23 protein-coding genes are annotated in these 24,736 nt (G+C 72.0%); 12 read left to right on the top strand and 11 right to left on the bottom strand.

From position 1 onward, the window contains the following. Nucleotides 1-50: 50 nt before the first annotated feature. From manA to ACPEEZ_RS10295, 5 genes are all read left to right on the top strand, one after another. The gene (gene manA, locus ACPEEZ_RS10315; RefSeq protein WP_423918392.1) at nucleotides 51-1,232 is read left to right on the top strand and encodes a mannose-6-phosphate isomerase, class I; all 1,182 of its coding nucleotides are present in this window, start codon (nucleotides 51-53) and stop codon (nucleotides 1,230-1,232) included. A gap of 27 nt (nucleotides 1,233-1,259) precedes the next feature. Beyond that, nucleotides 1,260-2,222: a UDP-glucose 4-epimerase GalE gene (gene galE / locus ACPEEZ_RS10310; protein ID WP_423918389.1), complete on the top strand. Its 963-nt coding sequence runs from the start codon at nucleotides 1,260-1,262 to the stop codon at nucleotides 2,220-2,222. Between the two features lie 196 nt (nucleotides 2,223-2,418). Then, nucleotides 2,419-2,763, top strand: a complete 345-nt coding sequence (locus ACPEEZ_RS10305) for a WhiB family transcriptional regulator (RefSeq protein ID WP_423918386.1) — start codon at nucleotides 2,419-2,421, stop codon at nucleotides 2,761-2,763. A 57-nt stretch (nucleotides 2,764-2,820) separates the two neighbouring features. Continuing rightward, on the top strand, nucleotides 2,821-5,652 hold the full coding sequence (locus ACPEEZ_RS10300; RefSeq protein WP_423918383.1) for a glycosyltransferase: 2,832 nt from the start codon (nucleotides 2,821-2,823) through the stop codon (nucleotides 5,650-5,652). After that, nucleotides 5,645-7,291: a DUF5719 family protein gene (locus tag ACPEEZ_RS10295; protein ID WP_423918380.1), complete on the top strand. Its 1,647-nt coding sequence runs from the start codon at nucleotides 5,645-5,647 to the stop codon at nucleotides 7,289-7,291. Before ACPEEZ_RS10300 ends, ACPEEZ_RS10295 begins: the two co-directional genes overlap by 8 nt. Nucleotides 7,292-7,343: 52 nt before the next feature. Here the strand turns inward: ACPEEZ_RS10295 and ACPEEZ_RS10290 are convergent, their stop codons facing one another. After that, a complete protein-coding gene (locus ACPEEZ_RS10290; protein ID WP_423918378.1) occupies nucleotides 7,344-7,793 on the bottom strand; it encodes a metallopeptidase family protein in 450 nt (149 codons plus the stop codon). 46 nt (nucleotides 7,794-7,839) lie between these two features. Here ACPEEZ_RS10290 and ACPEEZ_RS10285 point away from each other — a divergent pair, with 46 nt between their 5' ends. From ACPEEZ_RS10285 to ACPEEZ_RS10275, 3 genes are all read left to right on the top strand, one after another. Next, nucleotides 7,840-8,052 (top strand): DUF3499 family protein, encoded by a 213-nt coding sequence (locus ACPEEZ_RS10285; RefSeq protein WP_423918375.1) that lies wholly within the window; start codon nucleotides 7,840-7,842, stop codon nucleotides 8,050-8,052. After that, complete coding sequence (locus tag ACPEEZ_RS10280) at nucleotides 8,042-9,463, top strand: phosphomannomutase/phosphoglucomutase (RefSeq protein WP_423918373.1); 1,422 nt, start codon at nucleotides 8,042-8,044, stop codon at nucleotides 9,461-9,463. The genes ACPEEZ_RS10285 and ACPEEZ_RS10280 overlap by 11 nt, the downstream gene beginning before the upstream one ends. A gap of 74 nt (nucleotides 9,464-9,537) precedes the next feature. Further along, complete coding sequence (locus ACPEEZ_RS10275) at nucleotides 9,538-9,831, top strand: metal-sensitive transcriptional regulator (protein ID WP_423918370.1); 294 nt, start codon at nucleotides 9,538-9,540, stop codon at nucleotides 9,829-9,831. Here ACPEEZ_RS10275 and ACPEEZ_RS10270 read toward each other — a convergent pair. Together ACPEEZ_RS10270 and ACPEEZ_RS10265 are read right to left on the bottom strand one after the other, a co-directional pair. Further along, nucleotides 9,788-10,537: a response regulator gene (locus ACPEEZ_RS10270; protein ID WP_423918368.1), complete on the bottom strand. Its 750-nt coding sequence runs from the start codon at nucleotides 10,535-10,537 to the stop codon at nucleotides 9,788-9,790. The two genes, ACPEEZ_RS10275 and ACPEEZ_RS10270, sit on opposite strands and share 44 nt — an antisense overlap. After that, a complete protein-coding gene (locus tag ACPEEZ_RS10265; RefSeq protein ID WP_423918365.1) occupies nucleotides 10,534-11,793 on the bottom strand; it encodes a sensor histidine kinase in 1,260 nt (419 codons plus the stop codon). Before ACPEEZ_RS10265 ends, ACPEEZ_RS10270 begins: the two co-directional genes overlap by 4 nt. A gap of 170 nt (nucleotides 11,794-11,963) precedes the next feature. Here ACPEEZ_RS10265 and ACPEEZ_RS10260 point away from each other — a divergent pair, with 170 nt between their 5' ends. Both ACPEEZ_RS10260 and ACPEEZ_RS10255 read left to right on the top strand, forming a co-directional pair. Continuing rightward, nucleotides 11,964-12,662 (top strand): ABC transporter ATP-binding protein, encoded by a 699-nt coding sequence (locus ACPEEZ_RS10260; protein ID WP_423918362.1) that lies wholly within the window; start codon nucleotides 11,964-11,966, stop codon nucleotides 12,660-12,662. Next, nucleotides 12,659-13,966, top strand: coding sequence for an ABC transporter permease (locus tag ACPEEZ_RS10255; protein WP_423918359.1), 1,308 nt, complete (start codon nucleotides 12,659-12,661; stop codon nucleotides 13,964-13,966). The genes ACPEEZ_RS10260 and ACPEEZ_RS10255 overlap by 4 nt, the downstream gene beginning before the upstream one ends. Before the next feature lie 19 nt (nucleotides 13,967-13,985). Here ACPEEZ_RS10255 and ACPEEZ_RS10250 read toward each other — a convergent pair whose 3' ends face one another. Together ACPEEZ_RS10250 and ACPEEZ_RS10245 are read right to left on the bottom strand one after the other, a co-directional pair. Then, nucleotides 13,986-15,272 (bottom strand): MFS transporter, encoded by a 1,287-nt coding sequence (locus ACPEEZ_RS10250; RefSeq protein ID WP_423918356.1) that lies wholly within the window; start codon nucleotides 15,270-15,272, stop codon nucleotides 13,986-13,988. Continuing rightward, on the bottom strand, nucleotides 15,269-15,802 hold the full coding sequence (locus ACPEEZ_RS10245; RefSeq protein ID WP_423918353.1) for a helix-turn-helix domain-containing protein: 534 nt from the start codon (nucleotides 15,800-15,802) through the stop codon (nucleotides 15,269-15,271). The genes ACPEEZ_RS10250 and ACPEEZ_RS10245 overlap by 4 nt, the downstream gene beginning before the upstream one ends. Before the next feature lie 94 nt (nucleotides 15,803-15,896). Here ACPEEZ_RS10245 and ahcY point away from each other — a divergent pair, with 94 nt between their 5' ends. Further along, nucleotides 15,897-17,372, top strand: a complete 1,476-nt coding sequence (gene ahcY, locus ACPEEZ_RS10240; RefSeq protein WP_423918350.1) for an adenosylhomocysteinase — start codon at nucleotides 15,897-15,899, stop codon at nucleotides 17,370-17,372. 61 nt (nucleotides 17,373-17,433) lie between these two features. Here ahcY and ACPEEZ_RS10235 read toward each other — a convergent pair whose 3' ends face one another. After that, the gene (locus ACPEEZ_RS10235) at nucleotides 17,434-18,318 is read right to left on the bottom strand and encodes an RDD family protein (RefSeq protein ID WP_423918348.1); all 885 of its coding nucleotides are present in this window, start codon (nucleotides 18,316-18,318) and stop codon (nucleotides 17,434-17,436) included. 56 nt (nucleotides 18,319-18,374) lie between these two features. Here ACPEEZ_RS10235 and ACPEEZ_RS10230 point away from each other — a divergent pair, with 56 nt between their 5' ends. Continuing rightward, nucleotides 18,375-19,370: a stage II sporulation protein M gene (locus ACPEEZ_RS10230; protein ID WP_423918345.1), complete on the top strand. Its 996-nt coding sequence runs from the start codon at nucleotides 18,375-18,377 to the stop codon at nucleotides 19,368-19,370. Between the two features lie 3 nt (nucleotides 19,371-19,373). Here the strand turns inward: ACPEEZ_RS10230 and ACPEEZ_RS10225 are convergent, their stop codons facing one another. The 5 genes from ACPEEZ_RS10225 to ACPEEZ_RS10205 are packed head-to-tail and all read right to left on the bottom strand — an operon-like array spanning nucleotide 19,374 to nucleotide 24,645. Next, nucleotides 19,374-20,666: a DUF58 domain-containing protein gene (locus ACPEEZ_RS10225; protein WP_423918342.1), complete on the bottom strand. Its 1,293-nt coding sequence runs from the start codon at nucleotides 20,664-20,666 to the stop codon at nucleotides 19,374-19,376. Nucleotides 20,667-20,668: 2 nt separating this feature from the next. Further along, the gene (locus ACPEEZ_RS10220) at nucleotides 20,669-21,622 is read right to left on the bottom strand and encodes an AAA family ATPase (RefSeq protein WP_423918339.1); all 954 of its coding nucleotides are present in this window, start codon (nucleotides 21,620-21,622) and stop codon (nucleotides 20,669-20,671) included. A gap of 55 nt (nucleotides 21,623-21,677) precedes the next feature. Further along, nucleotides 21,678-22,841 carry a DUF4350 domain-containing protein gene (locus tag ACPEEZ_RS10215; protein ID WP_423918336.1) on the bottom strand — a complete coding sequence of 388 codons (1,164 nt, stop codon included), beginning with the start codon at nucleotides 22,839-22,841 and terminating at the stop codon, nucleotides 21,678-21,680. Further along, nucleotides 22,838-23,503, bottom strand: coding sequence for a DUF4129 domain-containing protein (locus tag ACPEEZ_RS10210; protein ID WP_423918334.1), 666 nt, complete (start codon nucleotides 23,501-23,503; stop codon nucleotides 22,838-22,840). The genes ACPEEZ_RS10215 and ACPEEZ_RS10210 overlap by 4 nt, the downstream gene beginning before the upstream one ends. Continuing rightward, nucleotides 23,500-24,645: a hypothetical protein gene (locus ACPEEZ_RS10205; RefSeq protein WP_423918332.1), complete on the bottom strand. Its 1,146-nt coding sequence runs from the start codon at nucleotides 24,643-24,645 to the stop codon at nucleotides 23,500-23,502. Before ACPEEZ_RS10205 ends, ACPEEZ_RS10210 begins: the two co-directional genes overlap by 4 nt. Nucleotides 24,646-24,736: the final 91 nt, after the last annotated feature.

Raw genomic sequence — 24,736 nt, 5'->3', positions numbered from 1 at the left:
GAACACCTTTGTAGAGGGGGCCCAACCGCAGTCGTTTCGCGAGGTAGAGCATGTTCCTGGCCATCACCAACACACCCCGCGAGTACGCGTGGGGCTCGACCACCGCCATCGCGGGCCTGCTGGGCCGCACGCCGAGCGGCCGTCCGGAGGCCGAGCTCTGGCTGGGTGCCCACCCCGGCTCGCCGAGTGTCATCGTCAACCCCGCGGTCGTCAGCGGCCACGACACCCTGGCCGATTGGATCGCCGCCGAGCCCGGTCGCACCCTGGGTCGCGACCGCCACGAGCTGCCGTTCCTGCTCAAGCTCCTCGCCGCCGATGCGCCGCTCTCCATCCAGGCCCACCCGACGCCCGAGCAGGCGCGCGAGGGCTTCGCCCGGGAGAACGCCGCGGGTGTGCCGCTCGACTCGCCCGTGCGCAACTACAAGGACGCCGCACCCAAGCCCGAGATCATCTATGCCCTGAGCGAGACCTTCGACGCGCTCTGCGGATTTCGTGCCGTGGCCGAGACCCTGGTCGACGTCGAGACCCTGGACGCCGGTTCGGGGCGCCTCGGCGCCCTGACGACGCGGCTCCACGACTCGCTGCAGTCCACCCTCGAGTGGCTCTTCGGCGGCAGCGACGAGGCCGCCGCGACCATCGAGGCCGTCAGTGCGCTCGCCGAGGAGGCGCGGGTCCGGTCCGATACCCGTTCGAGTCCCAGCATCGACACGGTCGTCGATCTCACCGAGCGTTATCCGGGCGACGCGGGCATCGTCGTCTCGCTGCTGCTGAACCGGGTGACGCTGCGCCGCGGCGAGGCGCTCTTCCTGCCCGCCGGCAACATCCACGCGTATCTCAAGGGTTTCGGCGTGGAGTTGATGGCGCCGTCCGACAACGTGCTCCGAGGCGGGCTCACGCCCAAGCACGTCGACGTGCCCGAACTGCTCCGCGTGCTCGAGTTCGACGCGCTGCCCGTGCCGTACCTCCGGCCGGTGGAGACGGCCAAGGGCGTCGAGCGCTTCGACCCCGAGGGCGTCGGGTTCGCCCTGTTGCGCGTCCGGCCGGGAGACAATGGGGCGGTCGTCGAGATCTCCGGTCCGAGCATCCTGCTGGTCACCGACGGCGACGTGCACGTCAAGGGCCAGGACGGCACGATCCGCCTGAGCGCGGGGGAGTCGTCCTACGTCACCCCCGACGAGGTCCGCCTGGCCGTGACCGGCGGGGGCACGCTCTTCGTGGCGACGCCTGCCTGAGCGTCGGGCATCGCTAGGGTGACCCTTATGTCTTGGTTGGTCACCGGCGGTGCCGGATACATCGGGTCCCATGTCGTCCGCGAGTTCCGCCGTGCCGGCATCGACGTGGTCGTCCTCGACGACCTGTCGTCGGGCATCGCGTCGTTCGTCCCGGACGACGTCCCGTTCGTGCGGGGCAGCATCCTCGATCGCGACCTCGTCCAGGAGGCGCTCCGGGCTCACGACGTCACCGGCGTCGTGCACGTGGCCGGCTACAAATACGCTGGCGTCTCGGTGCAGCGGCCCCTGCATACGTACGAGCAGAACGTCACCGGCACGGCCGTCCTGCTCGAGGCGATGGCCGCCGAGGGCGTCGACCGCATCGTCTTCTCCTCGAGCGCGGCCGTCTACGGCACGCCGCCGTCCGACGTCGTCACCGAGGACACGCCCAAGGCCCCGGCCTCCCCGTACGGCGAGTCGAAGCTGATCGGCGAGTGGCTGCTGCGCGATCAGGCGACGGCGACCGGCCTGCGCCACACGAGCCTCCGGTACTTCAACGTCGTGGGCTCGGGCGATTCCGACCTCTACGACGCCAGCCCGCACAATCTCTTCCCGCTCGTCTTCGACGCCCTGCTCGAGGGGCGGACGCCCCGCATCAACGGCGACGACTACGCGACACCGGACGGCACGTGCGTGCGCGACTACGTGCACGTCGCCGACCTCGCCGTGTCGCACGTCGCCGCCGCCCGCCGACTCGACGCGGGCGAACCGGTCGAGGCCGCCTACAACCTCGGTTCGGGCGGTGGCGTCTCGGTGCGCGAGATCATGGACGCGATGAACGAGGGCACCGGGATCGACTTCACGCCCGAGGTGGCCCCCCGCCGCCCCGGCGACCCGGATCGGATCGTGGCCGACGGCACGCTGGCTGCACGCGACCTCGACTGGCGCATGCGTCACACGCTGCTCGAGATGGTGCGGAGCGCCTGGGAGGCGCGGCGTCAGGCTGCCTAGCACCTCACGTCGACGGGCCCCCTGAACGGGTGTCGAGGCCGGGATTCTCGGAATCGTACCCCGACACGCTGGCGGAGGTCGCCCTCGATACCGGGTTGAGGGTTTATTGGCACTCGACTTGACGTCTCGTAATTACACCGGTGTAATTGTCCCATCGCGGCCGCTTCAGGGGCGACGAGACGAGGGGAGATGTGCTGTGGCTACTCACGAGAACAGAGTTCACGAGAACCGTGCCGGAGTACCCGACGACTGGCACGTCGACCCGGTCCTGCTGGGTGTGCCCGGTGTGCGCCGGCAGACGGATGACGTCGAGCCCGACGAGAGCCAGCTCTCGTGGCAGGCCGACTCGCTGTGCGCCCAGACGGACCCCGAGGCGTTCTTCCCCGAGAAGGGCGGCTCCACCCGAGACGCGAAGAAGATCTGCGCCTCCTGCGACGTGCGGGCGCAGTGCCTCGAGTACGCCCTGCAGAACGACGAGCGATTCGGCATCTGGGGCGGCCTCTCCGAGCGCGAACGTCGCAAACTGCGCAAGCGGGCGTAGACCCGTTCGGCGCGGCGGCCTCGCCCCCGCGCCCTCCCGACCTAGGCTGCACGAGTCATGCATCCGACTGTCACTGCGATCCTCGTCGCCCCCGGTGGCGCGACCTATCTCGACCGAACCCTGGCGGGCCTGTCCAGCCAGACGCGGCCGCCCGAGGCCCTGGTCGTCGTCGACAGCGGTGGCCGCGACAGCGCCGCCGGTCGACTCTCCCTGAGCGGCGCGGCCCAGCTGACGTCGATCCCGCCGGGACGCACGTTCGGCGAATCCGTCGCTCATGCCGTCCGCGTCTCGGGTCCCGGGCCGGCGGAAGGCGACGACTGGCTCTGGTTGCTGGGTCACGACAACGCGCCGGCCCCGGATGCACTCGAGCGCATGATGGGCATCATCGAGGTGTCGCCCTCGGTCGCCATCGCCGCCCCCAAGCTGATGACGTGGGGCGACCCGAACGTCATCGCCGGCTTCGGCGAGACCATGACGAAGTACGGCGCCTCCCTGCCGCGCGTCGAGAACGAGCTCGATCAAGGCCAGCACGACATCCAGGACGACGTGCTCGGTGTCGCGGCGGCGGGCATGCTCGTCCGTCGGAGCGTCTGGGTCGCGCTCGGCGGTTTCGACCCCGCGATCCCGAACATCGACGCCGCACTCGACTTCTCGATCCGCGCCCGACTGGCCGGTCACCGCGTCGTGCTCGTGCCGGACGCCCGGGTCAGCAGCGCGGGCCCCATCGAGGACTTCGGACAGAAGCCGGGCAGCCACGCCCGCCGGACCCGCCTGGCGCGCGCCGCCCAGCTGCACCGCCGACTCGTGTACGCACCCGCTGCGGCCGTCCCGCTGCACTGGCTGAGCCTCGTTCCGCTCGCCATCGTCCGCAGCATCTGGCACCTGCTGACCAAGAACCCCGGCGCGGTGATGGGGGAGTTCTCCACCGCGCTGCGCACGGCTTTCGGAGGATCTCGGGTCGTCCCGGCGCGGCGTGCCCTGAAGCGGACGAAGACCAGCGGGTGGGGCGCGATCGAGCCGCTCCGCGCCTCCTGGAATCAGATCCGAGAACGTCGGGTGACCGAGCGCGACGCGCTCGTCGCCCACGTCGAGGACGCACCCGACCCGCGGGCCAGCTTCATCGGCTCGGGCGGTCTCTGGATCACCGTCGTGACGGCCGCCCTGGGCGTCGTCGCGTTCATCAAGCTCCTCGGCAGCCCGGCCGTCACCGGCGGCGGTCTGCTGCCGCTCAGCACGAGTGTCGGCGAGCTCTGGACGTCGGTCGGCTACGGCTGGCGTGAGATCGGGACCGGCTTCGTCGGCCCGGCCGACCCGTTCGCCACGGTGCTCGCGGTGCTCGGCTCCCTCACCTTCTGGTCGCCGTCGACGGCTGTCTTGATCGTGTACGTCGTCGCGTTGCCGCTGTCGGCGCTCGGCGCCTGGTTCGCCACCCGGCGCTTCACCCGACGCACCTGGGTCCCGGCCGTGGCGGCCGCGGTCTACGCCCTGTCGTCCCCGCTGCTGTCGGGGCTGCAGAGCGGTCATCTCGGTGCCGTCGTCGCACACGTGGTGCTGCCCTTCCTCGCCCTGGCGGTGATCGGCTCCGCTCGCTCGTGGTCGGCCGGAGCGACCGCGTCCATCCTGTTCGCCGTCGTCGCGGCGGGCGCACCGTCGCTCATCCCCGCCCTGCTGGTCTGCTGGCTGATCGCCCTGGCGGCGCGCCCCCGCGGCATCCACCGGATGCTCGCCATCCCGCTGCCCGCCGTCGCGTTGTTCGCGCCGCTCGTCGTCGTGCAGTTCTCCCGGGGCACGTGGTGGGCCGTCTTCGCCGACCCCGGGGTCCCGTCGCGCGTCGACCCGGCGTCACCCTGGCAGCTCCTCCTGACGTCCCCCGAGACCGGGGCGAACGGATGGGTCGCCCTGCTGGCGGGCACGGGCGTGGCCGGTCACCTCGTGGCCGTGCTCGTCGCGGCCGCGCTCGTCCCGCTCGGACTGGCCGCGATCGCGTCGCCGTTCGTGGGATCGCAGCGGCGGGCCATCCCCGCCCTCGCGATCGCCCTCCTCGGGTACGTGACCGCGGTGGCCGCGACGCATCTCTCCATCACGGGCGTCGGCAGCGTGACCACGACGGTCTGGGCCGGCAGCGGGCTGAGCCTGTTCGTGGGCGGCCTCGCCGCCGCCGCCTCCGTGACGCTCGACCGTCTGCCGCGCGTGGCACCGACCGCGGGGGCCGTGGTCGCCGTCCTGGCCGTCGCCGCCGTCGTGCCGCTGGGGCTCGCCTCCCTGGCGGGCACCGCCGACATCCGTCCGAGCTCGGGCCGCATCCTGTCGGCCTACGTCACCGCCGAGGCCGACGCGAGCCCCGACGTGGGAACCCTCGTCCTCACGCCCCAGGGCGACGGCTCGCTGGCCGTCTCGCTCGAGCACGGACAGGGCGCGACCCTCGACGACCAGTCGACACTCGATTCGACGGCGCAACGTCTCAGCTCGTCCAATCAGGATCTGGTCGTGCTGGCGGGCAACCTCGTCAGCCGCAGCGGCTTCGACCCTGCGGACGACCTCGGGCGTCTCGGCATCGGCTTCGTGCTGCTGACGGCGACCGACGACGACGGTCGGGCCGCCGCCCTGGCGCAGCGCTCGAGCGAGGCACTCGACGGCAGCGCGCAGTTCCTGCCCGTCGGTGACACGTCGAACGGCCTCCTGTGGCGGTACGTCGACGCGAACGACCAGCGGGACGGCCACCCCGACGGCGGCGTTCTCGGGCCGATCGTGCTGATCGTCTGGGGCCTCGTCTTCGGATCGGCCCTCCTGCTCGCCATCCCGACCGCGCCTCGGCGTCGTCGCTCGCGGGCCGGCGTGCCCGAGGCGGAGCAGCCCGCCACCACCTTCGACGAGGAGCGAGATGTCTGATCGCCCGAATTCCGATCCGTCGGTCCCCGATCCGGCGCCCCCGAAGCCGGAGAAGACGCCGAAGCCGGAGAAGGCGCCGAAGGCCGAGAAGGCGCCGAAGCCGGAGAAGACGCCGAAGGCCGAGAAGGCGCCGAAGCGCGAGAAGACGCCGAAGGCCGAGAAGGCGCCCAAGCCCGAGAAGGCGCCCAAGCGCACGAAGGCGCCCCGTGCCTCCGTCGGTTCGGACCGGCCCACGCGATCCGTCGCGGGGACGACCGGCCGCATCGCGGTCGGACTCGTCGGTCTCGCCGTCGGCGCCGTGGTCGTCGCGGCGGCCACCGCGCTGCCCCTGCCCACGCTGAAGACGGAGCCCGCCGGGCAGCTCGTCTCGCCCGTCCCGGTCGATCAGCAGCGCGTCTGCGCCGGAGCCCTGCTCCGGCTCTCGGACGCCGAAGGGCAGCAGGCGACCACCTCGAGCTCGGTGGGGCGCGCCGATGTGACCCGGGCCTCCAGCTCGAACGACGAGACGACCGAGGCCCTCACCGGAGCGGACGGCAACGATGCCCGTCCGCAGCTGGTCACGGCCGACGTGACGGGCTCGCGAGTGCCACTCGTCGCGGCGTCCCAGAGCCAGCGGGTGTCGGACGCCGACCTGTCGGGCTTCGCCTCGGCACCGTGCGCCGAACCGACCAGCTCGACCTGGCTCGTGGGCGGGTCGACCGAGACCGGACGGGTGTCGCTCATCACGCTCGACAACCCGACCGACGTCAACTCGACCGTCGACCTCGACATCGAGGCCGAGACCGGCCGCGTCCAGGGGCCCGGGATCGACGGCATCGTCGTGGCTCCGCGCAGTCAGAAGGTCGTCCCGCTGTCGGGGTTCGCGACGGGACTCATCTCGCCCGTCGTGCACGTCACGAGTCGCGGCGGCCAGATCGTGGCCACGATGCAGGAGAGCATCGTGCGCACGCTCGACCCGGGTGGTGCCGACATCATCAGTGCCTCGGCGGCCCCGAGCAAGCAGGTCGTCGTGCCCGGCATCGTGCTGCGCGACACCGCCAACCTCGAGGGCGTGCCGGCCGACTCGTCGTCGAACGACCTGCAATCGGCCCTCCGCGTCTACGTGCCGGGCAGCGAGACCGCGGACGTCACCGTGTCGCTGGCGACCGCAGACGGGACGGGCACGAGCTTCACGACCCGCGTCGAGGCGGGCCGCGTCACCGATGTGCCGGTCGACGGTCTCGCCGACGGCGTCTACACGGCGACGGTCGACTCGACGGTGGCCATCGTCGCCGGCGCGCGATCGTCGACCGCCGGCACCGAGGGGCGTGTGGACGTCGCCTGGGCATCCTCGGCCCCCGAGCTGTCCGGAGACACCCTCGTGGCCATCGCGCCCGGCGAGGGCTCGCAGCTGACGCTGGCGAACCCCACCACCGCGGCGATCACGGCGACGCTCACACCGACCGGTGGCGACGCGACGCAGGTGACCGTGCCGGCGGGCGGCAGCGTCATCACGGACGTCGCACCCGACTCGAGTCTCACCCTGACCGACGCCGACCGGCTCCGCGCCGGGGTGAGCTACTCGGCGGACGGCGCCATCGCGGCCTGGTCCGTGTTCTCACCGCGACCGGCGTCGACACCCGTCACCGTCTACCCCTGACGCGGCCGTCGGGCGTCACGTCGACGAGCGTTCGCGACGGACGGCCACGGGTCTAGAGGTCGCGCCAGCGCTCGGGCGCCAGGTCCCACGGATCGCGGCCGAGCAGGTCGCCGACGGCCCGGAACACGTAGCCCTCGACGAGCGAACGGTGCAGCCACTCGTCGTCACGGGGGCCGCGCGACTCGTGCGGCCTCGCCAGGCGTTCGATGGGGAGGCGGTAGAGGACGATGCGACGAGCGGTCGCGTCGATCGTCCAGCGCTCCACGCGTTCGCCGCTCGGGCGAGCCGGCAGCCCGGCCACCTCGAACGTGACGTCGGCCAGGTCGTCCGGCCACAGCTCGCGCAGGTAGTCCGCCGTGGAGGCGACGATCTCGTCGAACGTGTCGACCCGTGTCCGCAGGAAGGGCAGGTGGGGCCCCGCCGCCGACGAGCGCAGACCCCGGCCGTGCCGATCGCGATGCCGCGACCGATCGGTGATGCGGGTGCGTCGTGGGCCGGTCATCCGGCCATGCTAGTCCGCGCCGGGCCGCGGGATAGGCTGGCCGGAGATGAACGAGCGGCTGTGCAGCAAGACGACGTGCCACGACGAGGCGGTGGCGACGTTGACCTACGTGTACGCCGACTCCATGGTGGTGGTCGGGCCGCTCAGCGCCGATGTGGAGCCGCACGGCTACGACCTCTGCGCACGTCATGCGTCGGGCCTGTCCGTTCCCCAGGGCTGGGAGGTCCTGCGGCATGTAGCTTTGGGGAATGAGCACTGACAGCCCCGTCGATCTGACCGCCTTCGTCAAGACGTACGACGTCCGAGGGCTCGTCGGCAGCCAGCTGACCGACGAGGTGGTCGAGGCCTTCGGCGCGGCCTTCGTCGACGAGATCGACGCGAGCGGTACCGATCTCGTGGTCGGGCACGACATGCGCGACTCGTCGCCCGCGTTCGCCGCCGCCTTCGCGCGCGGCGCCCAGGCCCGGGGCGCGAACGTCGTCGCCCTCGGCCTCTGCTCGACGGACGAGACCTACTTCGCGTCCGGGTCGATGCAGGCCCCCGCCGCGATGTTCACCGCCAGCCACAACCCGGCCACCTACAACGGCATCAAGATGAGCCGGGCCGGGGCCCAGGGCATCAGTCTCGACACCGGCCTCGCCTCGATCCGTGACCGCGCCTCCTCGTATCTCGCGGACGGCGTCACGGCCGTGGCGCAGCCGGGCTCGATCACCGAGCACGACGCCCTGCCCGGGTATGCCGCCTATCTACGTCAGCTCGTCGACCTGCGCGGCATCCGGCCGATCAAGATCGTGGTCGACGCCGGCAACGGCATGGGTGGTCTGACCGTCCCGGCCGTCCTGGGCGACGCGGCCGGTCTGGGTGCGCTGCCGATCGAGATCGTCCCGATGTACTTCGAGCTCGACGGCACCTTCCCCAACCACGAGGCGAATCCGCTGGAGCCCGCCAACCTGGTCGACCTGCAGAAGGCGGTCGTCGAGCACGGGGCCGATCTCGGGCTCGCCTTCGACGGCGACGCCGACCGCTGCTTCGTCGTCGACGAGAACGGCGACGCGGTCACGCCATCGGCGGTCGCGGCGATCGTGGCCGTGCGCGAGATCGCGCGCGTCCGGGCGCTGCAGCCCGAGGGCGAGATCGCGGTCATCCACAACCTCATCACGTCGCGCGCCGTGCCCGAGGCGATCGCCGCCTCCGGTGCGACTCCCGTGCGGACGCGGGTCGGCCATTCGCTGATCAAGGACGAGATGCGCGTGACCGGCGCGATCTTCGGCGGCGAGCACTCGGCGCACTACTACTTCCGTGACTTCTGGGGCGCCGACAACGGCATGCTCGCCGCGATGCACGTGCTGGCCGAGTTCGGCGCGCAGACCGAGAAGCTGTCGGTGCTCACGAACCGCTACACGCCCTACACCGCGAGCGGCGAGATCAACTCGACCGTCGACGACGTGCCCGCCGCGTACGCGCGCATCGTCGACGCCTACGCCGGTATCGGCGAGTTCGACGAGCTCGACGGCCTCACCGTCTCGGGGGCGAACGACGCCGGCGAGTTCTGGTGGTTCAACGTGCGTCCGTCGAACACCGAGCCCCTGCTCCGCCTGAACGCCGAGGCGCAGACGGCCGCCGGCATGGCCGTCGTCCGCGACGACGTGCTCGCCCTCATCCGGGGTTAGTCTGTACCCCCTGGGGGTATCCGTGGCCCGAATCGGCTCGGATACACGGGGGAGGAAGACGACGAGGAGGCGCGGTGTCGGAACACCAGCACGGGTACGTGGGCGACAAGGAGCAGATCCTGAAGCGGCTGCGCCGCGCCGAGGGCCAGGTGCGTGGCATCCAGCGCATGGTCGAGGACGACACGTACTGCATCGACGTCCTCACCCAGGTCAGCGCGGCGACGAAGGCGCTCGAGACGGTCGCCTTGCAACTGCTCGACGATCACCTGGCGCACTGCGTGGCCGAGGCCGCCCGCGAGGGCGGCGACGTCGCCGAGCAGAAGATCAAAGAGGCGTCGGACGCGATCGCTCGGCTCGTGCGGTCGTAGCGGCGTCCCGGTCGACGGGCGGTCTCACGAGACCCGTCTCGTAGGCGAAGACGACGAGTTGGGCCCGATCGTGGGCCGCGAGCTTCGTCATGATGCGGTTGACGTGCGTCTTCACCGTGTGTGGCGAGATGACGAAGGAGTCGGCGATCTGCTGGTTCGACAGCCCCTGCGCGACGAGCAGCAGCACGTCGAGCTCGCGTTCGGTGAGGCCGGCCGCCTCGGGCGGATGCGGTCGCGGGGCTGCGCCGCCGCCGGCCGCCGCGCCGTGCTCGGCGGCCGGACCCAGGACGTAACGGCTGATCAGGCTCCGCGTCGCGGTGGGGGAGAGCAGGGCGTCGCCCGCGTGCACGGCCAGCACGGCGCGCACGATGTCGTCGGGCTCCGCGCCCTTGCCGATGAACCCGCTCGCCCCGGCCCGGAGCGCCGCCACGAGGTAGTCGTCCTCCTCGAAGGTCGTGAGGATGAGCACCCGGGTCTCGACGAGGGTCGGGTCGGCGCAGATCGCGGCCGTCGCCGCGATCCCGTCGAGGTGCGGCATGCGGATGTCCATCAGCACGATGTCGGGCTTCAGGCGCCCGGCGAGCTCGACCGCCTCGAGGCCGTCCGCCGCGGTGCCGACGACCGTGACGTCGGGTCGCGACTCGAGGATGTCGCCGACGGCCTGGCGGATGAGCGGCTGATCGTCGACGACGAGGACGGTGGTCATGGGGTGGGGGTCTCCTCGGTCACGGGCAGCGTGGCGGCGAGGCGCCAGCCGCCGGGGGTCGGTCCGGCGTCGAGCGTGCCACGGACGCTCGCGACGCGTTCGCGCAGACCGAGCAGCCCGTAGCCGCCGTGCCGCGCCTCGCGGGGTACGGCGGCTGGTCGAGCCCCGACGGGCACGTCGTCGCCCGCGAGCCGGTCCGTGGTCGGGTCGATCGGGTTCGTCACCGCGACGACGAGCGCCCGCGGGGTGGCGTCGAGATGGATGTGCGCGCGGTCGCGAGCGCCGTGCTTCTGCGCGTTGGTCAGACCCTCCTGGACGACGCGATAGGCGACGGCGTCCGGTGCCCCGGGGACGACCGCGAGGTCGCCGTCGACCCGGACGGTGACGGCGAGGCCGCCCGCCTCGAACTGCGCGACGAGGTCGTCCAGGCGGGCGAGACCGGCCTGGGGCGACTCGGCGCCGGCAGCAGCAGGCCCGTCGGGGTCGTCGTCGCGGCGCAGCATGTCGAGCAGGTCGCCGATCTCGCCGAGGACGGTGCGGGAGGCTCCTCGGATGGTGACCAGCGCCTCCTTGGCCTTGTCGGGTCTCGTCTCGAGGGCCGACGACGCGACTCCGGCGTTGAGGCTGATGACGGCGATCTGGTGCGCGACGGCGTCGTGCAGGTCGCGCGCGATGCGGAGGCGTTCCTCGCTGACGCGTCGGCGGGCCTCGGCTTCGCGCGTGCGCTCGGCCCGCTCGGCGCGTTCGACGGTCGCCTCCAGGTAGGCGCGACGGGACCGGGTGGCGTCGCCGGCGGCGGCCGCGAACGCGATGGTGACGGCGAACTGCACGCTGCGGGGGTCGAAGACGGTGCCGAGGGACGCGAGGAGGCTCAGGCCGGCCACGGCCACGATCGCCCCGGCCGCCGCGATGACCGTGATGCGGCGGGTGGTCCGATGGGCCACGCCGAACATCGAGACGGCGACCGCGAACACGATGCCGGGCGCGAGGACGTCGCCGAGGGCGCCCACGCCGAACAGGGCGACGCAGACGACGAGCACCGGGAGGGGCCAGCGGCGGCGGACGAGCAGGGCCGGGATCGGCAGGAGCGCGACGGTCAGCGACACCGCGTCGTCGGCCCGGAACTGCCGCTCGGGGAAGGGCGCGAACGCGAGGGCGAGCACGACGAGGGTCGGCAGCACGTCCATCAGCGGGGCGGGCAGCCGGAACCCGCTGCCGGGGGGACGCACGCCGTCGGTGCCCGCTCGCTGCTGCATCCCCCCAGTGTGGAGCACGGCGTCGTCGCGGGCATCGTCGCCACGGATCACCCGACGTACCGCGGGCGCGGTACGCACGGTCACCGCGCTGGGCTGACGTGCCGCGGGCTGAGTCTCGGGACCATGGACGAAGCGGCCGAACGGCCGTCCTGTCCTACAAGGAGGACCCCATGACGACACCGATCCTCTCGGTGCGAGACGTCCGTCGGTCGTACGGCCGCGGTGACGATCGCTTCGACGCGCTCAAGGGCGTCTCGTTCGACGTGGCCGCGGGCGAGAGCCTCGCCATCATCGGCAAGAGCGGCTCGGGCAAGTCGACGCTCATGCACGTGCTGGCCCTGCTCGACGCGCCCACGTCGGGCGACATCGACCTCGAGGGCGTCGACACGCGCACCCTCAAGGGGCGGGCGCTCGACGAGACGCGCAACCGCACGTTCGGATTCGTCTTCCAGCAGTTCTTCCTGACCGCGGGCACGTCGGTGCTCGACAACGTCACGCTGCCGCTGACCATCGCGGGCGTGCCCCGACGCGAACGACGGCGTCGTGGTCTCGCGGTGCTGGAGCAGCTCGAGCTCGCCGACAAGGCCGGCAACCGGGCGAACGACCTGTCGGGTGGGCAGAAGCAGCGCACCGTCATCGCGCGTGCCCTGATCAACGACCCGCGCATCATCTTCGCGGACGAGCCGACGGGCAACCTCGACACCGCGACCGGTGCGGTCGTCGAGGACATCCTGTTCGACCTGAACCGCGAGCACGGCATCACCCTCATCATCGTCACCCACGACGAGGACCTCGCCGCCCGCTGCGATCGGCGGCTGCACATCCGCGACGGCCTGCTCGTCGACGACACCCGGGCGGTGGCGGCATGAGACCCCTCGACCTCGTCGGCTCGGCCGTCGCCAACACGTTCCGCTCGAAGACGCGGCTCGTCCTCACCGTCCTGTCGATCTTCGTCGGCGCGTTCACCCTCGCCCTGACGAGCGGGCTCGGCACGGGGATCAACGCCTACATCGCGAACACCGTGGGTGCCGTCGGCTCGACGGACACGATGACGGTCAGCAAGACGGACACGTCGTCGGCGGGCTTCCCCTCGGCCGACGCCGCACCGGCGAAGTACGACCCCGACGCGGTGGCCAGCACGCAGGGGCGACCGGGATCGACGGTCTCGGCGCTGACGCCCGCCGACCTGACCACCCTGCGCGGGATCGACGGCGTGACGGCCGTCCAGGCCACCAAGGCCGTCTCGGCCGAGTACATCGAGACGGGCGCGAGCGACCGCTACGTGGTCAGCGTCTCGGGTCTCGTCCCGGGGCAGAAGGTGCAACTGGTCGACGGCGAACAACCCGACGACCGTGCGACGGCCGCCCAGGTCGTGCTGCCCACCTCGTACGTGTCGGCGCTCGGCTTCGCGGACGCCAAGGCGGCCGTCGGATCGACGGTCTCCGTCGCCGTCGCGGATGCCACGCGGACGCAGCACGTCGTCCCGGCGACCGTCGTCGGTGTCGCCGACGCCAGCATCGTCTCGGCGGCCGGCCCCAGCGCCACCGCGAACACCGCGTTCGTCGACGAGCTCTGGACCGCCCAGGAGACAGGCATCGCCGCCGACCAGGCCGACCGCTATGCCACCGCCACGATCACGTTCGCATCGGGGGCGTCGACGGCCGACGTCGACGCCCTGAAGACGCGGCTGACGGACGCCGGCTACACCGGACAGACCGTCGCCGACCAGCTCGGCACGGTGCAGACCGTGATCGACGGCATCGTCCTCGTGCTCAACGCGTTCGCCGTGATCGCTCTGCTCGCCGCGGCCTTCGGCATCGTCAACACGCTGTACATGTCCGTGCAGGAGCGCACCCGCGAGATCGGCCTGATGAAGGCGATGGGCATGAGCAGCGGGCGTGTCTTCGCCCTGTTCAGCCTCGAGGCCGTGTTCATCGGGCTGCTCGGCAGCGCACTCGGCGTCGTCGTCGCGATCGGTGCGGGCACCGGGATCAGCGCTGCGCTGTCGGGGTCCGTCCTGTCCGGGTTGCCGGGTCTCACGTTGATCGCGTTCGACCCCGTTTCCGTGATCACCATCGTGCTCGTCGTCATGGCGGTCGCGTTCGTCGCCGGGACACTGCCGGCCGCGCGGGCCGCCCGCGCCGACCCGGTCACGTCCCTCCGTTACGAGTAACGGGCGCCTCGTACCCCCCTCAACGATGTGTCGCGTCGGGTGGATGTTCGTCCCGAACATCGACCGTTCGCGACACATCGTTGCGGGGATCGGCGACCGAGAGTCGGCGCACCTCGGGGACCGTCAGGGCGGCAGCGGTCGCGAGCACGATGAGCACGGCGCAGCCGAGCAGCGTCGGCGCGACGCCCACCGCCTCGGCGACCGGCCCGACGACGACCTCGCCGACCGGGATCGCGACGAACGACCCGACCATGTCGAACGAGTAGACCCGGGCCAGGCGATCGGCGGGCACGTGCGTCTGCACCGACTGATCCCACGAGATGGCGAAGATCTCGAGGGCGACGCCTCCGGCGAAGAACGCGGCGATCAGCACCGGCACGAGCGGGGCGAGTCCGAGCGCCGCCACCGGCACGGCGGTCACGGCCATCAGGGCGACGCCGACGGCCAGGGCCCGCCTCGGTCGCCAGCGCAGCGCGACGACGGCCCCGGCCGCGAGCCCGACCGTCTGGGCCGCGACGACGAGGCCCCAGACGGCGCGTCCGAACGACCCATCGGCGACGACCGGTCCGAGCACCGTCGTCGCGCCGACGAAGGCGGCGTTCAACACCGCGAACTGGGCGACGACCACCCAGAGCCAGCGCCGGCTCGAGAACTCCTGCCACCCCTCCCCGAGATCGCGCCAGACGGAGGAGGCGCGGGTCGCGCCCTCGAGACCGGCGGCTGACGACCGGGGGAGGCGCACCAGGGCATAGAGACCGCCCGCCACGGCGAACCCCGCGGCGTCGACCGCGAGCCCCCACCCCGGGCCGACGGCGGCGACGAGGCCCGCGCCTCCGGCCGCTCCGACGATCCCCGACGCATTCAGGCTCAATCGCAGCAGCGCGTTCGCCGGCCGCAGCTGCGTCGCCGGCACGGTCTGGGGTACGAGCGCGGCCGCCGCCGGGAGGCTGAGGGCGGCGACCCCGCCGTTCAGCACGCTCAGGACGACGAGGGTCGGCACGGTGGCCTGCCCGCTCAGCACGAGCCCGGCGACGATGCCCTGCGTCGCGGCCGCGGCCAGCGAGGTGCCGACCAGGACGACGTCGCGGCGCATCCGATCGGCGAGGACCCCGCCGAAGAGCAGGACGGCCACGTTCGCGAGGGACCGGGCGGCGACGACGAGACCGAGGTCGGCGGCCGACCCCGTGAGGTCGAGCACCGCGAAGGCCAGCGCGATCGGTGCGACGGCGTTGCCGAGGATGCTCGACGTGCGAGCAGCCAGCAGCCAGCGGAACGGCGCGGACGTCAGCGGCCCGGCCGAGGTCACGGTCGTACCGGCGGTCGCAGCGGGAACAGGGCGGCGGTCATCGCGACGGGTGTGGCTCCCGGAGTGCGGGGTGCCACGGCCGACGAGTGCAGCAGGGCCGAGGCCTCCCCGACGAGGGTGACGACCCGGCGCCAGGTCTCGGGGTCGACCCACAGTTCGGCATCGGTCGAGATCTGCGGCCCTGTGACGCGTCGGGACGAGCGTCGTCGCAGCTCGTCGGTCATCGCCTCGACGTAGCGCGCGACGTCCTCGGGCTCGCTCCGTGCCTCCTTCGTGTCGTCGAGCCGGAACGGCCGTGACGACGTCTCGTGGCGATAGCGCTTGGCCTCGCCTCCCCGCAGTCGCACGACCTCGACGACGCGGACGAGGCCGACCCGTTCGAGCACGCGCAGGTGGTAGCTCACGGCGGCCTGCGTCAGGCCGAGTTCGCGCGCCGCCTCCGCGGCCGAGAAGGAGGCGCCGGTCACCAGCGAGAGCAGCTGCAGTCGGACGGGGTGTGCCGTGGCCCGGAGATCGTCGATCGGCTTCATGCGGTCAGTGTGCGAGAACCGCTCCACACTGTCAAACGACTCTTTGGGGGTGGGATCACGTCATCATCCTGAGCCGTGGACGACAATGGTGGACATGCCCACTGCCGCAACCACCCTCCCCTACAAGATCGCCGATCTGTCGCTCGCCGAGGCCGGCCGACACCAGCTCCGTCTCGCCGAGAACGAGATGCCGGGACTCATGGCGCTGCGCGACGAGTTCGCGGCGTCGCAGCCCCTCAAGGGCGCCCGCATCGCCGGTTCGTTGCACATGACCGTGCAGACGGCCGTGCTGATCGAGACGCTGACGGCGCTCGGCGCCGAGGTCCGCTGGGCCAGCTGCAACATCTTCTCGACGCAGGACGAGGCGGCGGCCGCCGTGGTCGTCGGCCCGACCGGCACCGTCGACGCGCCCGCGGGCGTCCCGGTGTTCGCCTGGAAGGGCGAGACGCTGGAAGAGTACTGGTGGTGCACCAGCCAGATCTTCGACTGGTCGGCGGAGGCCGGTGCGGCCGGAGCCTCGTGGGCCGGCCCGAACATGATCCTCGACGACGGCGGCGACGCCACCATGCTCGTGCACAAGGGGCGCGAGTTCGAGCTCGCCGGCGCCGTCCCGGAGGCGGCCGAGGGTGACAGCCACGAGTACCGCGTCGTCCTCGAGACACTGCGTGCGTCGCTCGCCACCTCGACCGACCGCTACACGACGATCGGCGCCGAGATCCAGGGGGTCACCGAAGAGACGACGACCGGTGTCCACCGCCTCTACGAGCTGGCCCGCGACGGCGAGCTGCTCTTCCCCGCCATCAACGTCAACGACTCGGTGACGAAGTCGAAGTTCGACAACAAGTACGGCATCCGGCACTCGCTGCCCGATGGCCTGAACCGGGCCACGGACGTGCTGATGGGCGGCAAGGTCGCATTCGTCGCCGGCTACGGCGACGTCGGCAAGGGTGCGGCGGAGGCGCTGCGCGGCCAGGGCGCGCGGGTGATCGTGAGCGAGGTGGACCCGATCAACGCGCTGCAGGCGGCGATGGACGGCTACCAGGTCGCGCGCCTCGAGAGCGTGATCGGCGACGTCGACATCCTCGTCACGGGCACCGGCAACCTCAACGTCGTGACCGTGGAGCACCTGCAGGGGCTCAAGCACCTCGCGATCGTCGCCAACGTCGGGCACTTCGACAACGAGATCGACATGGCCGGCCTCGAGTCCCTTGCGGGCGCCGAGCGCATCGAGATCAAGCCCCAGGTGCACGAGTGGCGCCTGCCGACGGGTCGCAGCATCCTCGTGCTCAGCGAGGGTCGTCTGATGAACCTCGGCAACGCGACCGGGCACCCCTCGTTCGTGATGAGCAACTCGTTCACGAACCAGGTGCTGGCCCAGATCGAGCTGTACGCGCACCGCGAGAACTACGGGACGGACGTCTACGTCCTGCCGAAGATCCTCGACGAGAAAGTCGCCCGCCTCCACCTGGATGCCCTCGGCGTCGAGCTCACCACCCTGACGGACGAGCAGGCGGCGTACATCGGCGTGAAGCCGGAGGGGCCGTACAAGGTCGACCACTACCGCTACTGAGCGGACACACGACGGCGGGCCGCCGACGACCACGCGTCGTCGGCGGCCCGCCGTCGTGTGATCAGCGGACGGGGAACCCGGAGGGCACCGCGGTGAGCGCTGGCTCGAGACGAGCGAGCAGCGCGGCCTCGCGCTGCAGCGCGGCTCCTTCCCGATGCCGACGGAGCGCGGAGACCGCCATCAGGAAGGTCTCGGGGTCGACGTCGGGCACGGGCGAGACGTAGGGCGACGTCTCGACCGCGAGCTCGTAGCCGACCCGGGCACGGCTGGCCGGCGACATCCGGGGCGCCTGCGCCAGGAAGGACGCCACTCGCCTCGCCAGCGGATCGGGCAGCCGGCCGACGTCGGCGACGGAGGCCCATCCGGTCAGCGGCCAGGGCACGTCGAACACGGGTCGGGGCCGCGCCGAGACACGCTCGTGACGGCTGTACGTGCCGGCCAGCAGATCGCCGAGGCGGCGAGAGGACTTGTTCAGCAGCCCCACGACGACGGCCGTGCCGCCGAGGGTGAACACGAACTCGAAGAGACCGACCAGCGACCGGGTCAGGGCGTGTCGGAACCCGATCGCGCCGCCGTCCGTGCGGACGATGCGCGCCCCGACCGCGAGGCGACCGACCGATCGGCCCCGCATCGCCGTCTCGACGACCGCGGGCAGCACGATGAAGCAGAACGCCAGGGCGCCGACCACGAAGGCCTGCGACAGGCTGTCGTCGAGGAGGCCGATCCGGTTCGCCTCACCGATCAGGATGATCGCCACGATGAGCAGGACGACGTAGATCGCGTAGTCGATCAGGGCGCCGGCCGCCCGCAGCACGATGCTCGTGGGTCGGAGCTCGAGGCTGACGGCCTCGCCGGTGACGAGCTCGTCGTCGTCCGCCTCGAAGGACTCGACCTGGTCGGCGCGGAGGCGGACCGGAGCGACGGGGCGGGATCGACGAGCCGACATGAAAGGTATCCAATCATGGCCGCCCCGGCGAGCGGGGCCTCTAGGATCGAGCCAGTATGGATCTCGACGCGTACGCCGCCGCCCACGGCGAGGACTGGGCCGAACTCGACCGCCTCGCGCGGCGTCGCTCGCTGGACGGCCGCGAGGCCGATCGCCTGGTCGAGCTGTACCAGTCGGGTGCGTCGAACCTGTCCGCGCTGAAGACGGCGGCCGGGGCGTCCAGCACGTCCGACCGGTTGTCCATCGCCTTGTCGAGGGCCCGCCTCCGGTTCACGGGTACGGGGCGCAACGTCGCCGCCCAGCTGCCGACGTTCTTCGTCGCGCAGTTGCCCGCGGCGCTCTATCGCGTGCGCTGGGCGTCCCTCGTGATCACGGGCGCCACCGTGCTCATCGCGACGCTGTTCGCCGTCTGGGCCGCGACCACGCCCGCCGTGCTGGCCTCGTTCGGCAGTCCCGAGTTCCGCGAGCAGTTCGCCACACAGGACTTCGTCAACTACTACTCGGACAACGCCCCGTCGTCGTTCACCGGCCAGGTCTGGACGAACAACGCCTTCATCGCCGCCCAATGCGTGGCCTTCGGCATCACGGGGGTGTGGGTGCCGTACGCCCTATTCGGCAACGCCATGAACGTCGGCATCTCGGCCGGCATCATGGCCGAGCAGGGTCGCCTCGACTATTTCTTCCTGTACATCGCCCCGCACGGGCAGCTCGAGCTCTACAGCATCTTCGTCGCCGGGGCGGCGGGCCTCATGATCTTCTGGTCCTGGATCGCACCCGGGGCCCGCACGAGAGGGCAGGCGCTCGCCGAGGACGGCCGGTCGCTCATCACGATCGCGGTCGGGCTGATGCTGTCGCTGCTCGTCTCGGGCGTGATCGAGGGCTTCGTCACCCGCCAGGAGTGGCCGTGGGTGATCAAGATCGGAATCGGCACGGTCGCCCTGGCCGGGTTCCTGGCGTATCAGTGGGTCCTCGGCGGTCGCGCGTACCGGGCCGGCCAGACGGGCGACCTCGACGAGTTCGAGGCCGGTGCCCGGCAACTCGTCGCGGGCTGAGGTTCAGAGCCGCCCGGCGGCCTTGAGCGCCAGGTAGCGGTCCGCCAGGGCGGGAGGGAGATCGGCGGGTGCCCCCGCGACGAGGTCGGCCCCCACCCGGCCGAGGGCGAGTGCCACGCGGGCCTGATCGAGTCGGGCACGTTCCGCCGCGGCCGCGCGGTAGACGTCCTCGCTCGAGTCACGGGCGAGGGAGTCGGCCTCGAGCGTCGGGTCGGTGACGCTCGCGACCACCACGAGGTGCTGGCGGGCGAGCTGCGGTACGGCCGCGAGCAGACCGCGCGCCGAGCCGGGGGAGTCGACGGTGGTCGCGAGCACGACGAGGGCCCGATGCGACGTCACCGAGCGGACCAGCCCGGGTACCGCCGACCAGTCGGTCTCGACCAGCTCGGGGTCGATCGGCGCCATCGTGTCGACCATCGACGACAGCAGGGCGGCACCGGTCGCTCCCTGGACCCGGCCGCGCACCCGTCGGTCGAACACCACGAGGTCGACCCGGTCTCCGGCCCGCGAGGCCAGGGCGCCGAGCAGCAGAGCCGACTCGAACGCGGTGTCGAGTCGTGGCTCGTCGTCGATGCGCGCGGCCGACGTGCGGCCGCTGTCGACCACGATGACGACTCGACGATCGCGCTCGGGGCGCCACGTCCGCACCACGAGGTCGCTCCGGCGCGCGGTCGCCCGCCAGTCGATCGACCGGACGTCGTCGCCGCGGACGTACTCGCGGAGGCTGTCGAACTCGGTGCCCTGCCCGCGGATCATGATGCTGGTGCGCCCGTCGAGCTCGCGGAGGCGGGCGAGCCGGCTCGGCAGGTGCTTCCGCGACGAGAAGCGCGGCAGGACCCGGATCACGCCGGGAAGGGCCAGGGTCGCCTGGCGGCCGGCCAGATGGAGGGGCCCGATCGAGCGGATCGTGACGCTGTCCGCCCGCCGCTCTCCTCGGCGGAAGGGGGTGAGGGTCGTGGTCTGCGTGACCGCACCCGACGGGGCGACGGTCACGCGCCTCCGGGTCGCCGACGCACCCGCCGACGGCTCCCACGCGTCACGGACGAGACCGCGCAGCGTGCGGCGGCCCTCGTTCACGAGGATCAGTCGGGCCGCAGTGCTCTCGCCGAGTCGGAGCGCGCCGGGCAGCTCGCGGCGCAGGTGCACGGCCCGGGGCGATGCGGCGAGCAGCACGTCGGCGGCGCCCAGCAGCAGCACGAAGGCGAGCCACAGCGCCGCGACGAGCGGGTCGCCCGTGATCACGATCGGCACGACGCCGACCGCGACCAGGGCGACGAACCATCCGGTGACGGCCATGGCTAGATCGGCACCCGGACCTGCTGCAGCACGGACCGCAGGATCGAGTCGGCGTCGACGCCCTCCAGCTCGGCCTCGGGCCGCAGCTGGAGCCGGTGGCGCAGGACGGGCAGGGCCATCGCCTGCACGTGGTCGGGCGTGATCCGGTCGAATCCGGTCAGCCAGGCCCAGGCCTTGCTGGCCGCGAGCAGCGCGGTAGACCCGCGCGGGCTGACCCCGATCTTGACGGAGGGGCTCTCGCGGGTGGCGCGGGCGAGGTCGACGATGTAGGCGAGCACGTCGGGCGACGCGCCGATGCGTCCGACCTCGGCCTGGGCGCGCGTGAGGTCGTCGGCGCTCAGCACGGCGGTCACGCCGGCGGCCCGCAGGTCGCGGGGCGAGAAGCCGGCCGCGTGCCGGCTCAGCACCTCGACCTCGGCGTCGCGTTGCGGCAGGTCGAGCGTGAGCTTCATCAGGAACCGGTCGAGCTGCGCCTCGGGCAGCGTGTACGTTCCCTCGTACTCGACCGGGTTCATGGTCGCGGCGACCAGGAACGGTGTGGGCAGCGCTCGCGAGACACCGTCGACCGAGACCTGGCGCTCCTCCATCGCCTCGAGGAGGGCCGACTGCGTCTTGGGCGGCGTCCGGTTGATCTCGTCCGCGAGCAGGATGTTCGTGAACACCGGCCCCGCCCGGAACTCGAACTCCGACGCCTTCGCGTCGTAGACGAGCGAGCCCGTGATGTCACCCGGCATCAGGTCGGGCGTGAACTGCACGCGGTTCGTCTCGAGCGACAGCGTGTGGCTCAGGGCGCGCACGAGCAGCGTCTTCGCCACCCCGGGCACCCCCTCGAGCAGGGCGTGACCCTGGGCGAGCAGGGTGACGATCAGGCCCGTGACGGCCCCGTCCTGCCCGACGACGGCTTTGCCGACCTCGTGGCGTACGCGTCCGAACGTCTGCTGGAGTTCTGTGGTCATGCGTCCATCTTTCTGCGGGGGCGTGCGGTCGAGAGCCGAGGAGGCGCGGTGCGGGTCACGAGGGAGCCACCGCCTCGTGGGTGGCGCGTTCGAGGTCGAGCAGGCTGTCGCTCAGCTCGACCAGCTGCCGGTCGGTGTGGGGGCGGGCGTCGACGAGCACATGACGCACGGCGCGGGGATCGGCTCCGATCAGACCGGCGACGCGGCCGACGACGTCGTCGACCGTCGCCGTCGTCGGGAGCCCGGTCCGGCGCTGCAGGCGACCGAGGGTGCCGATGCGGATCTGGTCGAGGGCATGTTCCCGGGACGCGCCTCTCGAGTAGAGACGCGCTCGACCCTCCCTCGTCTCGGACGCCTTCACGACGACGGGGAGGTTCTCGATCACGAGCGGCCCGAGCCGTCGGCCGCGCCACACGGCCGCGGCGATACCCGCCACGGCCAGCACGATCAGCGACGGCGTCACCCACCCGGGTGTGAGGGTGGCGAGTGTGCCGCCCCCGTCCTCGATGTCGCCGATCGACGGCGTGTACCAGACGAGCCGGTCGCTCTGCCCCAACAGGGCGAGTGCGAACGCCGCGTTGTCGTCGTCCTTCACCGAGGCGTTCGTGAGGGGCTGGGTCGCACCGAGCACGGTCACGCGGACCCCGTCGTCGTCGACCTCGACGACCCCGAAGCCGTCGTCGCTCGGCAGGCACCGCGTGCCGACCGACGAGTCGGCGGCATAGGCGAGGCCTCCGATGTCGACACGATTCGCCCGGGAGAGCGCCGGGAGGTCGCACCGGGGCGAGACCACGCGGGAGTCGACGGTGCCCGCCGCACTCACCCGCGGTGCGAGGGCGTCGAGGGCGAGGCCGTCGGGGGCGACGAGGATGACGTGGTCGGCGGCCTTGCCGAGCTGCGTCCACTGGTCGGAGGAGAGGTAGCCGCCCGCGTCGTCGACCAGCAGCGTCGTCTCGTCGGGTGCCCGGGAGGCGTCGCGGACGGCGCGGTCGAACGAGTCGCGGACGCGGACGTCGATGCCGTCCTGCCGCAGCACCTCGGCGACGGCGCGAGCACCCGTCGGCTGCGCGTTCTCGGGGCCGAGTGGACGACCGCCGGTCGCTCCCGTGCCGAGCACGACGAGACCGACGATGCCGGCCGCCACCGCGATGGCCAGGAGGACGAGCCAGAACCGGGCCCGGGTCAGCACGGCTCGGGCGGTCGGGGTGGTGACCGTCACAGGCGGACCGCCGCCCGCCGACCCCGGACGGCCGAGTCGAGGGCCTCGACTCGGCGGAACGAGTCCTCCGTGCCGACACGGTCGAGATACCGCACCTCGTCGAAGGCGCGCGCGCTGAACGCGAAGTCCGCCGACAGCTCGGGGAAGAGCGCCCCGGCGCGCTCGCCGACGGAGTGGGCGGTCGTGCCCGGCGTCGTCGTCAGATCGCCCCGCTCGGACAGGAACCGGGCGACGGCCCGGAACTGCTCCACGATCGCCGTGGAGAAGTCGCCGGTGGCCGCGGCGGATCGCGCGGCGGCGCGGATCTCGTCGGAGCCGCGCTCGTCGTCGTCCCCGAACACCGTGGCGTCCCGGCTCGAGCGGCGGTTCAACCGGGGTACCCCGTAGACCAGGAACACCACGACGAGGACGGCCACGACGATCGCGACCAGGACGACGGGGGCGAGATCGGCGTTCACGTCGAGGTCGCCGAAGTGCAGGTTGTCGAGCCAGTCGTTGAACGTCTGGGCGAGTCGGTCGATCCAGGTGGGTTGGGCCGCGAGGTACTCGGGCTTGGTCAGCTCTTCGACGACCGAGCGTCGCGCCTCGTCGGCCGACGGGTCGAGTGGAGCCGCGACGACGACCGAGTACGCCATCCCCGGCGCCGATGCGAGGGCCGTCACGGGCGCCCCGGCGTGCGGTACGGGTCGGGTTGATCGGTGGCGCCGGCGGCGCGTCGTTCGACGTAGCGCACGAGCTCGAGGTCGAGGCCCTCGGAGCGGATGCGCAGGTCGATGTAGACGAGACCGATCGACGCCGCCTGGACGATCGAGCCGATCGCCGTGATCACCGCCGAGATGACGATGGTGAGGAGGTACGTCACCCCGGCGACGACCAGCCCGCTCGTGTCGTCGACGTTTCCCGTGGGGAAGAGCGTCCCGCCGAGCAGGCCGAACAGGAGGGAGAACGGCGTCGAGACGACCTGGGTCGCGAACTGGATCATGGCGAAGACGAGTGCCAGCAGGCCGAGCGTGCGCCAGAAGCCGAGTCCGCCCCGCGTGAGCCACCACGAGCGACGGAGTGCCTGGCCGAGCGTCATGCGCTCGAGGACGAGGGCACTGGGGACGAGTGCGAATTTCGTCGTCAGCCAGAGCGCGACCACGACGAGGCCGAGGGAGGCCAGGATGCCGAGGACGATGCCCGCGACCAACGCCGCCCCGCCCAGGGCCACGCCGAGGGCGATGATGCCGACCGCGAGCGCGAGACCCACGAGCAGCGCGGCAGCGACGATCAGCGACCATCCGATCAGCACACCCAGGCGACCGCGTGCGAGGGCCCACAGACCGCCGAGACGCAGCTTCTCGCCGAGGGTCTGGCGCGCCGTCTCGAGGACGAAGAGGCCTTGGAGCACGGCACTGACGACGAGGGAGAGCACCACGGGCACCAGGGTCGACAGGGCGGTGATCGCGAGCGCACCGGCGGAGACCGCGTCCCGGTCCTGCGGCAGGGCGCTCTCGACGCGCGAGAAGGCCGCCAGGGCGACGCCGCCCGTGACGAGCACGGCGATGACGAGGACGATCACCTGCGAGAGGAGCGCCGTACCGAACGTCGTGCGCGGGTTGCGGCGGAACACGGCGAAGGCCGCGCCGAGCATCTCGCCGAAGCCGAGGGGTCGGAGCGGCACGAGGCCGGGCTTCGGCGGGGGAGTCCAGCCGCCCTGCTGCGGCGGTGGGCCTCCGAACGGACCCGCCATCGGCGCGCCCGGATACGACGCGCCCGGATACGGCGCGCCCGGATACGGCGCGCCCGGATACGGTCCACTCACCGGAGGCGCACCCACCGGAGGTGCGCCGAGCGGTGGCGCCGCCGGGGGCGCGGGCTGCGGCCGGGCGCCATCCGGTGCCCCGGGCGTCTGC

The sequence above is a fragment of the Frigoribacterium sp. 2-23 genome (assembly GCF_049601585.1).
Taxonomy (GTDB): Bacteria; Actinomycetota; Actinomycetes; order Actinomycetales; family Microbacteriaceae; genus Frigoribacterium.
The sequence above is the reverse complement of the archived record's forward strand: the minus strand, read 5'-3'. Positions and strand labels throughout refer to the sequence as shown.